Source organism: Streptomyces sp. NPDC060027 (assembly GCF_042737005.1).
In the GTDB taxonomy this organism is placed as follows: domain Bacteria; phylum Actinomycetota; class Actinomycetes; order Streptomycetales; family Streptomycetaceae; genus Streptomyces.
Genome location: NZ_JBHWVI010000416.1, coordinates 1 through 2799, shown reverse-complemented (window position 1 = coordinate 2799; position 2799 = coordinate 1). Strand labels below are relative to the sequence as shown.

Genomic DNA, 2799 nt, shown 5'->3' with positions numbered 1-2799 from the left:
CACCTGGTGAACGGCGCTGCTGACCTGTCGTCAGGGCGGCGCGAAGTGCATGCCCGTCCGCAGCGACGGTGCCGGCGGTCGCGGAGCTCCGCCACAGGCACTACATCGGGCTCAAGCGAAGTCACAGGCGAGACCGGCGCTGCCTGAACTCAAGATTGCGCTCAGCCTGCCGTTGACCTCAAGGCCTGCGTCGCAGAATGATCCCATCACCCTTTCCACTTACTTCGGTCACTCCGGGAATTTGCCTTCACGAGACATGACTCTGCCGCATCCATGACCGACCACGGAACCTGAGCCAGAACCCGATCTCACGCACGGAGCCAGCCCCCTCTGGTCGCGGGCGAGACGATCTTGTTGTGGCTGGCGTGATCACGGCGTCTGAGCCGCCCTGGATAGCCCCGTTCACCGGGCTGAGCGCGCGTTCGTCGGCAAGCTGGTGACCGCTCTGCGCCGTGAAGGTGCAGACCCGGTCCGCAAGGGCCGCCCGTGGTCTCTTCCGGCGCGAAGGCCGCCGTCGGTACGACCAACAGCGCCTCAGGGAAGTCGTCCGTCGCGGCCGGCCTGCGTGAGCGGTTCGGCCGCGGCCTGGCCCTGGTCGGCCAGGACAACCTCCGCCGCGGGCGCCGACGCGGTAGGCGCTGAGTAGGGCGTCCATCGAACGGCCGTCGCGCGTCGCGGGATTTCCCTATCACTGCGTGGCTCAGGTGGATCGGTCTGTGCTGGTCGGAGCGGGTGCCGCGGCCGTCGCATAGGTCGGCACCGGGGTGTCGGTGGTGCCGCGTGGGATCTGATCTTTCCTGCGGGCGCTGCGGCGCAGATGGACAGGAACAGGAGCGGGGGAGTGGGACATTGTGGGGGCGCGGCAGCCGACGGACAGGGGCATCCAGGATGCGCTGGACTGGGCACGGCTGTGTCTGCAGGAGCTGGGCTTCTTCAGCAGCGCAGGACGGACTGCGGTGGGCAGCCGCTCATGGGCTCGTCCGGTCCGTGTGGCGCAACGGCCCGATCGAGAACGCGCACGCCTCCCGACCCGCTGGCCGGTCTCAGCTGGGCACGAGAGCATCCGATGTATGCAAGAGCCTGCCGAAAGCCTCATTTCTGACCAGGTTGAACAGGGTGAATCGTGCGAAGTCCCTGAAGGGCCTGGGGTGATGGCTGGAGCTCATGGTGTGTGAGGTATCGCGATGGGGGCGGGCTGACCGCTGCGGGACGGTAGCGCCGGCAAATCGTGCGGATGCAGGCGACCGAGCTGTTCGAACAGAAGGTCGAGCTGCCGGAGGTGGCACGGCGTCTGCGGGTGAGCCTCAAGTCGGCCTACCAGATTCCCTGAAGCATCTGGTGCCGTGGATGCCCTGGGCAGTCGACTCTGGGAGACGGCAAAGGCACTGGCAGACAGTCCTCGGCGGCGGAATCCCCTTCAGCGCCCTGGAGCGTGGCCCGGAATGCTCGTCATGCAGGTGTTTTCGGACGGACGGCTGCTTGTCGGCGAGGAGGGCGGTCGCTACTGGTTCGCCGACGACCACACCAACAGTCACTTCCACGAGCTGAAGACGCTGGCGAAGTTCACGTCGCTCACCGTCGACGGCACCACGCTCTACGGCATCGAGGATGCGGCGACGGCGGCATACGACCTGGTGAAGGGTGAGGGCCTGTGGATCTCCCGCGACGGCGGACGCGAGTGGCGACGCTACCAGCAGCGCGGATAGCGGAGGAACGGGTGTGTGGACGTATCCGCATGCTCCCGACCGCCGCACCACCTGCCGCGGCCGCGGCTGACCTGCTGGGGCAGGCGGGCGCGGATTTTGGATTCCTGTACGGCGCCGACCAGGACATCCGGATTGCGCCCTGGAGCCCGTTGCTGAAGACGTTCCGACGGTGTGCTCCCGTGACGGACTCGCATTTCGTCGCCCTGCTCAAAGTGGAAAGCGTAAGGTTTGACTCATCTCAGTTCGTGCGCTGGGCAACATGGGGATCGGCGCATGCATTCGCCGTTCCCGTATCTCTTCCGAGGGGCAGGCCGCCCGGCTCGGTGTTGGTGGCAAGATCGGCAAGGGGCTGTGACCCGCTGTATTGTTCCGTTTCCTCCCTTGTTCCCAGCCTGAGGAATCTTTAAGGTAGACACCTGGAAAAAAGCGGGTATCATTCCCGTATGGCTCAGAAGATCGTTACCATTTACACGGATGACCTCACAGGTGCAGAATCCGACGAAGTGCGGACGCACACCTTTTCCCTTGACGGCGTGAATTACGAGATCGATCTGGTCTCGGATAATTACGACAAGCTCTTTGAGGCGCTTGCTCCCTTCATCGACAAGGGCCGCAAGACCGGGCGAGCGAGCGGGGCGGGGCGCGTGCGCAAGGCGTCGACCGAAGGGCCCAGCGCAGAGGAGCTCCGGGCCTGGGCTCGGGAGAATAACCACCAGGTCAACGACCGGGGGCGCGTCCCGTCCATTATTCGCGAGGCTTACGACAAAGCCCGCTGACTGCACGCGCCTTCGTTCCGCACCCGGCTGGCGGTCCGGGGGAGTCGCCCATCGTTTCCCTGTCGAGGCTCCTGATCGTCTATCGCAGGGAGGGGCGCGGGAATTCGGCAATGGCGTGCCTGGCCGATGACGGAGGTTCGGGTACGCTCGACGATTCTTCTGCCCGCTGCCGAAGAGGACTCGAGCCGGACCCGCTCGATCGACCGTACTTCCCCGGGGAGCCGGCCGGCCAGGGCGGCGTCGTTCAGTGAGTTCGTCCGGATTGGTCACGTGATGCCGAGGGTGGTCAGGGGTCGGGTGGCGTCGCGTGCGTGATG

The 2799-nt window shown here is 65.7% G+C and carries 2 protein-coding genes and 2 pseudogenes; all 4 read left to right on the top strand.

Going from position 1 to position 2799, the window contains the following annotated elements; translation table 11 throughout:
* Positions 1-356: 356 nt before the first annotated feature.
* Positions 357-499 (top strand): annotated as a pseudogene (locus tag ACFWBT_RS42510) (IS5/IS1182 family transposase); the annotation flags it as partial.
* Positions 487-618, top strand: a pseudogene (locus tag ACFWBT_RS42505) (kinase); the annotation flags it as partial. The pseudogenes ACFWBT_RS42510 and ACFWBT_RS42505, both read left to right, overlap by 13 nt.
* Positions 619-1451: 833 nt before the next feature.
* Entirely contained in the window at positions 1452-1706 is a 255-nt protein-coding gene (locus tag ACFWBT_RS42500) for a hypothetical protein (RefSeq protein WP_385710054.1), read from the top strand.
* A 443-nt stretch (positions 1707-2149) separates the two neighbouring features.
* On the top strand, positions 2150-2482 hold the full coding sequence (locus ACFWBT_RS42495; protein WP_385710051.1) for an Lsr2 family protein: 333 nt from the start codon (positions 2150-2152) through the stop codon (positions 2480-2482).
* The last annotated feature ends 317 nt before the right edge of the window (positions 2483-2799 follow it).

What these genes read in the sequence shown, in the direction of transcription:
- ACFWBT_RS42500 (WP_385710054.1), top strand. Translation starts at nt 1,452, where the DNA reads ATGCAGGTGTTTTCGGACGGACGGCTGCTTGTCGGCGAGGAGGGCGGT.
- ACFWBT_RS42495 (WP_385710051.1), top strand. Translation starts at nt 2,150, where the DNA reads ATGGCTCAGAAGATCGTTACCATTTACACGGATGACCTCACAGGTGCA.